Annotated in this window: 7 protein-coding genes and 1 rRNA gene; all 8 read right to left on the bottom strand. The window is 41.6% G+C overall.

Annotated elements, in window-relative coordinates; genetic code table 11:
- Window positions 1–162 precede the first annotated feature (162 nt).
- Window positions 163–1,254, bottom strand: coding sequence for a histidinol-phosphate transaminase (hisC, locus tag FTU95_RS14340; protein WP_005095854.1), 1,092 nt, complete (start codon window positions 1,252–1,254; stop codon window positions 163–165).
- A gap of 151 nt (window positions 1,255–1,405) precedes the next feature.
- Window positions 1,406–2,707 carry a histidinol dehydrogenase gene (gene hisD / locus FTU95_RS14345; RefSeq protein WP_005172513.1) on the bottom strand — a complete coding sequence of 434 codons (1,302 nt, stop codon included), beginning with the start codon at window positions 2,705–2,707 and terminating at the stop codon, window positions 1,406–1,408.
- Window positions 2,708–2,893: 186 nt separating this feature from the next.
- Window positions 2,894–3,595 (bottom strand): ATP phosphoribosyltransferase, encoded by a 702-nt coding sequence (gene hisG, locus FTU95_RS14350; RefSeq protein ID WP_004646025.1) that lies wholly within the window; start codon window positions 3,593–3,595, stop codon window positions 2,894–2,896.
- Complete coding sequence (murA, locus tag FTU95_RS14355; protein WP_005172524.1) at window positions 3,595–4,851, bottom strand: UDP-N-acetylglucosamine 1-carboxyvinyltransferase; 1,257 nt, start codon at window positions 4,849–4,851, stop codon at window positions 3,595–3,597. Before murA ends, hisG begins: the two co-directional genes overlap by 1 nt.
- A gap of 7 nt (window positions 4,852–4,858) precedes the next feature.
- Window positions 4,859–5,110: a BolA family iron metabolism protein IbaG gene (gene ibaG / locus FTU95_RS14360; RefSeq protein ID WP_004730742.1), complete on the bottom strand. Its 252-nt coding sequence runs from the start codon at window positions 5,108–5,110 to the stop codon at window positions 4,859–4,861.
- Between the two features lie 133 nt (window positions 5,111–5,243).
- A complete protein-coding gene (gene hpf, locus FTU95_RS14365) occupies window positions 5,244–5,576 on the bottom strand; it encodes a ribosome hibernation-promoting factor, HPF/YfiA family (RefSeq protein ID WP_005172527.1) in 333 nt (110 codons plus the stop codon).
- Between the two features lie 183 nt (window positions 5,577–5,759).
- Window positions 5,760–7,211, bottom strand: a complete 1,452-nt coding sequence (locus FTU95_RS14370; protein ID WP_180001088.1) for an RNA polymerase factor sigma-54 — start codon at window positions 7,209–7,211, stop codon at window positions 5,760–5,762.
- A gap of 292 nt (window positions 7,212–7,503) precedes the next feature.
- Window positions 7,504–7,609: ribosomal RNA gene (gene rrf, locus FTU95_RS14375) — 5S ribosomal RNA — on the bottom strand; the annotation flags it as partial.

Raw genomic sequence — 7,609 nt, forward strand, 5'->3', positions numbered from 1 at the left:
GATATAGGGCTGTATCTGATGGAATACTACAATCGGATACGACCACATCAATTTAATAATGGTATCAGCCCTTTTGCAGTTGAACAAAAACTTAAAACTGTGTCCAATATTTGTTGACCACTACAGAATGCCTCCCTTTAAAACGGGAGGCTAGAAAGGATTTTAATTACACAAAATCTCATTTTTTAGCGTATCTACTAAACGCTGATTTTGCTCATCTGTACCAATCGTAATACGCAAGAATTGATTAATACGAGGTTTGTTGAAATAACGCACGATAATACCACGCTCACGTAACTCACTCGCGAGCTCACCTGCATCTTTAGATACGAATGTGGCAAAAATAAAGTTTGCACTCGAAGGTAATACCTTAAAACCAAGCTCATTCAGCTGAGCTACCAACTTTTCACGACTGGCAATGACTTTCTGATTTTGTGCCTCAAAGTATTCCTGATCTTCAAAAGAAGCCACCGCTGCCGCAATCGCAAAACGATCCATCGGATAAGAGTTGAAACTATTTTTGACTGCTTCAAGTGCTGCAATTAAATGTGGCTGAGCAATGGCAAAACCCACACGTAATCCTGCAAGAGAACGCGACTTCGATGTAGTTTGACATACCACTAGGTTTTCGTATTTCTCAACCAGCTTGACTGCCGATTCAGCGCCAAAGTCGACATAGGCTTCATCAATCACCACCACTGAATCTGGATTGGCTTGCAGAATTTCTTCAATCGCAACCAAACCAAGATCAATACTGGTTGGCGCATTCGGATTAGTGATGATAATGCCGCCATTGGCTTGTTTATAATCATCTACCACAATTTCAAAGTCATCATTGAGTGGTAAAATTTTGGTTTTTACCCCAAAGAACTGACTATATACCGGATAGAAACTATAGGTGATGTCTGGATAAAGCAATGGCTGTTCTTGAACAAAGAATGCTTTAAAAATGTGCGCTAAAACTTCATCCGAACCATTCCCGACAAAAACCGTCTCTACAGGCACATGTTGCTGTTTCGCAATGGCCTGTTTAAGTTCAGATGCATCAGGGTCAGGATAAAGACGCAGCACATCAGCTGAATTGGCCAATACCTGCTGCACTGCCGCAACCACTTTAGGCGATGGCGGATACGGATTTTCATTGGTATTCAGTTTTAAAATATTCTGGATTTTTGGCTGTTCACCCGGCGTATACGGTTCTAATTCACGTACGTCAGGACTCCAAAAACGCATTTGCTCTGTGGTGATATTCATTTTTAAATTCTCAAAGTTCCCTCTCCTAACCTCTCTTACATTCACTTTAAAACAATGCTTAAAGCTCATTCAGAGAGAGGAATATTCATTCTTTATAATATTTCCCCTCTCCTTAGTAGGAGAGAGTTAGGGAGAGGTTTTATATTTTTAATTACTGGTAACGATAACGCGCCGATCTCGCATGCGCATCCAGATTTTCCTGCTGTGCCAAAATATCTGCTGTTTTCGCCAAGGTTTTAACACCCTCTTGTGAACACATGATCAGGCTTGATCGCTTCTGGAAATCATAAACCCCCAGCGGTGATGAAAAACGTGCTGTACCTGAAGTTGGCAAGACATGGTTTGGCCCGGCACAATAATCACCAATCGCTTCAGGGGTGTAACGACCCATGAAAATCGCGCCTGCATGGCGAATATCTTCTGCCATCTCTTGTGCTTCATCTAAACATAGCATGAGATGTTCTGGCGCCACTTGGTTAATCAGCTCAGCACCTTCAGCACGGTCTTTTACCAATACCAAAGCACCGCGGTTCTCAATTGAAGTACGTGCGATCTCAGCTTTTGGTAAAGCTTCTAAATGTTTTTCAATCCACTTTTCAACTTCATTTAAAAGTGCTTCATCTGGTGTAATGAAAACGGCTTGTGCCACAGTGTCATGTTCAGCCTGTGACAATAAGTCCATCGCCAACCATTCAGCGTTATTCTCGCCTTCGGCATAGACCAGAATCTCAGAAGGGCCTGCAATCATATCGATACCGACCTGACCAAACACCGCACGTTTTGCTGCAGCCACAAACCGGTTACCTGGACCAGTAATTTTATCGACAGGTGGTACGGTTTCTGTACCATATGCGAGTGCTGCAACGGCTTGTGCACCACCAATCGTAAAGACACGTGTTACGCCAGCCAAATATGCAGCAGCCAATACCAATGGATTGAGTTCACCATTCGGGGCAGGCACCACCATAATAATTTCAGGGACACCCGCCACATGTGCAGGCACTGCATTCATCAGTACTGAGGATGGATAAGATGCCAGACCACCCGGCACATAAATCCCGACACGATCCAGTGGAGTCACTTTCTGACCGAGCGTATTCCCCAAAGCATCGACATAAGTCCAGCCATCTTGTTTTTGGGCCTGGTGAAACTCACGCACACGCGCTGCAGCTAATTCCAGTGCTTCACGAACTTCAGTCGTTAAACCTTCAAAGGCAGCTTTGAGCTGCTCTTGTGTCAGTTCTAGCTCTGAAAATTGATGCGCCGGATGTCGATCGAACTGTTGAGTGAGTTTAAGAACATGTGCATCACCATGCTGACGAACATCAGCAATAATTTGATCTACAGTTTTTAAAAGTTCAGGATCATTCACAGTCTCAAAAGCCAACAAGTCAGCAAATGCTTGCTTGAAGTTTTGATCTTGGGTCGATAAACGTCGCATCAATTTACCCATCAGGTTTGAATTCGAAGGCTTTAGTTTACCTGTTTTCTAGGCTTTTGTCGGCAGACATAGTGCTCTAGCTCTATGAGTTTTATTGAAAATAGCTTTGGGTAAAATTGATGAAAGGATTTAAATAGAATCTGATATATAGAGAAATAAGAAACCGCCCGGATTGGGCGGTTTCTTAAGCAATCAATTTTAAGCCTGTTTTGCCTTTTCGCGTTCTTCGACTGCTTTTTCAAGCTGAGCCAGAATCGGATTTAACAAGGCTTGCTTACGTTTGAAGCTGGCTTTATTGACGATTAAACGTGAAGAGACTTTACAGATTTCTTCAAGTGGCTCTAAACCATTGGCACGTAAGGTATTACCAGTATCGACCACATCGACAATGTAATCGCCCAGACCGACCAATGGTGCAAGTTCCATTGAACCATACAACTTGATCACATCGACTTGCTCACCCAAGCTGGCATAGTATTGCCGGGTTAAATTCACGTACTTGGTCGCAATTTTCAAACGACCTTTAGGACGCTGCATCCCGACTTTACCAGCTGTCATCAATTTACAAACCGCAATTTTCAGGTCTAATGGTTCATAGACATTTTGCGCACCATGTTCCATCAATACATCTTTACCCGCTACACCAATATCGGCTGCACCATTTTCTACATAAGTCGGCACATCAGAAGCACGTAAAATTAAAATACGAACCTGTTTATGCGTAGTGGGGAAAATCAGTTTACGTGATTTATCCGGATCTTCCAGTAAATTAATCCCTGCTGTTTCAAGCAGTGGCAATGTTTCTTTTAAGATACGACCCTTACTTAATGCCAAAGTTAAACCATGATCAAAATTGCCCATTACGTCAAAGTTTGGATCATCGTTTCTCATATCGCTCATTAATTTACTCGCTTAATTTGGGCACCTAAACTTTGTAACTTTGCTTCTACATTTTCATAACCGCGGTCAATGTGATAAATACGGTCAATCAGTGTTTCACCTTCAGCGGCAAGTGCTGCCAGTACCAAAGAGAAAGAAGCACGTAAATCTGTTGCCATTACGGGTGCGGCAGAAAGTTTTTCTACCCCAGTTACGACAGCATCATTACCTTCGACCTGAATGTTTGCCCCCATACGGGCCAACTCAGGAACATGCATAAAACGGTTTTCAAAAATCGTTTCTGAAATTGTCGCAAAGCCTGCAGCAATGGCATTTACAGCCATGATCTGGGCTTGCATATCAGTTGGAAATTCTGGATGTGGCAAGGTCTGGAAGCTTACGGCTTTCGGACGTTTACCCAGCATATCTAACTCAATCCAGTCGTCGCCACGAGTGACTTCTGCGCCCATTTCTTCAAATTTATCCAGCACAGCTTCCATGAGGGATGGATCTGTGTGTGTGGTTTTGATACGACCACCTGTGATTGCAGCCGCCGCCAGATATGAACCCGTTTCAATCCGGTCAGCCACCACTGCATATTCACAGCCATGCAGACTTTCAACACCAGTCACGATTAACGTATCGGTATCCAAACCTTCAATTTTGGCCCCCATCTTGATCAGCATTTGCGCAAGATCAGTGATTTCAGGCTCACGTGCTGCATTGCGAATTGTGGTCACACCATCGGCCAAGACTGCAGCCATCAGAATATTTTCTGTACCACCGACAGTCACCATATCGAAAACGACTTCGCCACCTTTAAGACGGCCATCGACTTTGGCATGCACATAGCCTGCTTCAACTTCAATCTCTGCACCCAAAGCTTCCAACGCTTTTAAATGCTGATCAACAGGACGTGAACCAATTGCACAACCACCCGGCAAAGACACTTTTGCACTGCCATAGCGCGCCAATAAAGGGCCAAGCACTAAAATAGAAGCACGCATGGTTTTCACGAGCTCATATGGTGCAAACTGGTTATCTAATGTCGAGGTATCCGCAGTAACGGTATCACCTTCATAAGTCATGGTGATCCCAAGACCGGCAATTAGCTTCACCAATGTATTCACATCTTTCAGATCAGGAACATTTTTGAGCGTAATTGGCGTATCGGCAAGAATCATTGCTGCTAATAATGGAAGCGCGGCATTCTTAGCACCAGAAATACGCACTTCACCTTCGAGCTTGATACCGCCCTGAATTAAAAATTTATCCATTAATTTATTAAGCTCCAAATAAGCTTGCTTTGCGCCATTCTTCTTTTGTCATTGCTCGAATTGTCACTGCGTGAACTGCACCACTGGCAATATGGGCATTGAGAGGAGCATAAACAGCTTGTTGACGTGCAACTGGACGCTTACCTTCAAATTGATCATCCACAATACGGAGATCAAATTTTCCGCCCTGACCACTCACAGCAACATCCGCCTCGGGAAAAGCGGCTTCTAAAATTTCAGCGAGCTGTTCATTATTCATCACAAGACCTCTTATAGGACTAAGGGTGTAAAACGAGCCATTTTACTATAAATAGCAAAAATAATTCATGGATCCATACATTATATATATAAAAAAAAGAGGCTTTTAAAACCTCTTTTTCATCATTTGTCCTTTACAAAGCCAAAGCATGCTGCTGTAAATGTATTTCCCGATATCGATCGATCTGGCGTTTTAATTTTTCTGTCAGAAGTTTAATGGAAGTATACATATCATCTGCTGTGGCATGGGCAAAAAACTCGATGCCCGGCAATCGGATAATCGCTTCTGCGATATGATTACTACTGCCTTTTCTGGAGCGTTTATCAATTTGATGATCTTTAGAGAGTTTCACTTGCATACTATTCACCTGATCAAGATGCTTGGTCATTTGTGAAAATTTGGTTTTTATACGTTCTTCAATTGCTGGCGTAATAGATAAATGATGTCCACGAATTGTTATTTGCATAGTTCTATCCCTCACCTTCGTTAGGATTAGAAGAGTCACAATATAAAATAATTTAAATACAGCAACTTATAACTCAAAAATCGTATTTTAAGCACTGATTCAAATCATTTTCACTGTTCCTCAAAAGAAAAAAGATTCATTATGCTGTCATAATGAATCTTTAGAATAGCCAGATTTTAAATTTTAGATCAAGACCTTTCGCTCAGAAGATGAAGGAATATGTAACGATTCACGATATTTCGCCACCGTCCGTCTTGCCACATCAATCCCTTCATTTTTCAATATATTGGCGATTGCATTATCAGACAAAGGCTTACGGGCATTTTCTTCAGAAACCAGTTTTTTGATCTTGGCACGAATGGCAGTAGATGAAGCCTCTCCACCTGAAGTCGTACCCACATGACTCGAGAAGAAATATTTTAATTCAAATAAACCACGCGGTGTCAGCATATATTTATTGGTGGTCACACGCGATACGGTCGATTCATGCAATTCTACTTCTTCGGCAATATCTCTTAAAACCAAAGGTTTCATCCCTTCAGCGCCAATTTCCAAGAACATTTTCTGATGTTCGACAATACAGGTTGCCACTTTTAATAATGTTTTATGCCGCTCATCAACGCTTTTAATGAAATTTTTTGCTTCTAGCATCTGGTTACGTAAATATTGATTATCGTCACTTTGATCTGCACGACGAATCATTTTGGCATAGAAAGGATTGACGCGTAATTTTGGCAGTACATCCGGATTTAAATTGACATGCCAAGCGTTATTCTTTTTCATGACCACAACATCTGGCACCTGATAATCCGATTCTTTATTTTCAAATTCCAAGCCCGGGTGAGGTTTCAGAGTTTTTAATAAATCTACCGCACAGCGTAACTGCTCTGGATTTAGCCCGGTTTGTTTAATCAGTTTAGGAAGTTCATTACTAATCAGTAATTCATAATGTTGTAGAAGCTTGATTGCATCATTTCGGTAAGGCGTTGAGGCAGGTAAATGATCAAGCTGAACCAACAGACATTCTGCCAAACTTCTAGACCCTACACCCACCGGATCTAAACGCTGAATATGCTTTAATACGACCGCAACTTCATCATCTTCAATTTCCTCCTCACTCCCCATCGAAGATAGAAGATGTTGTACCGATGCAGTAATTTCAGTCAGCTCAGCATCTAAAAAGCCTTTGTCATCCAGGGAATCGACAATGCAATAAGCGATCAATTTATCAAGCTGTGAAAAATTTAACAGGTTAATTTGCTCAAGCATATATTCCTGTAAGCTCTGATGCCCTTGACGATTGTCTTCGCGCTCTTCGAATTCAGCCGCACCTAAGCTGGTAGGTTGATGAGTATAGACATCATCCCAATCGGTATCTACAGGTAGGTCATCGGGAAGGTGATCCGCATTGAGCTCATTAGTTAGGTCTTTGTGTTCATTATTTGATTCAAGTGTCGATAAGCGTTCAAGAGTAATCTGTTCTTCAACTTTTTCTAATAGAGGGTTACTATCAAGTTGCAGTTGAACTTCTTGTTCCAGTTCCAGACTCGATAATTGTAATAGCCGAATTGCTTGCTGCAATTGTGGAGTTAATGACAGCGAGTTCGCAATTTTTAAGCCCACTGATAATCTCATTATAACCCCCTTAATTAAAAATCTTGTTCTATAAGCAATTTTTATGCCGTTTTAATTTTTATAACACAGTTTTACCAAAAAACATACGAACTGGCTTTCAAATTCTTATATTTCCCAAATTAATAATTCTCAAATATTTGATTTACAAGAACAAAAAATACCCATTAACGATTTCGCTAAGGGGTGTTTTGAGTAAATTCAGAATATTATTTTTACTATATTTAATTTTACTATAAATCCCGCGCACAAAAAAACACCCCCAACTGTTAAGTTGGGGGTGTTTGGAATAATGAGCTGGCGATGACTTACTCTCACATGGGTAACCCCACACTACCATCAGCGCAAAGAGGTTTCACTTCTGAGTTCGGGAAGGGATCAGGTGGTTCACTCTTGCTATT

This window comes from Acinetobacter sp. YH12208 (assembly GCF_013418055.1).
Lineage (GTDB): Bacteria > Pseudomonadota > Gammaproteobacteria > Pseudomonadales > Moraxellaceae > Acinetobacter > Acinetobacter pseudolwoffii.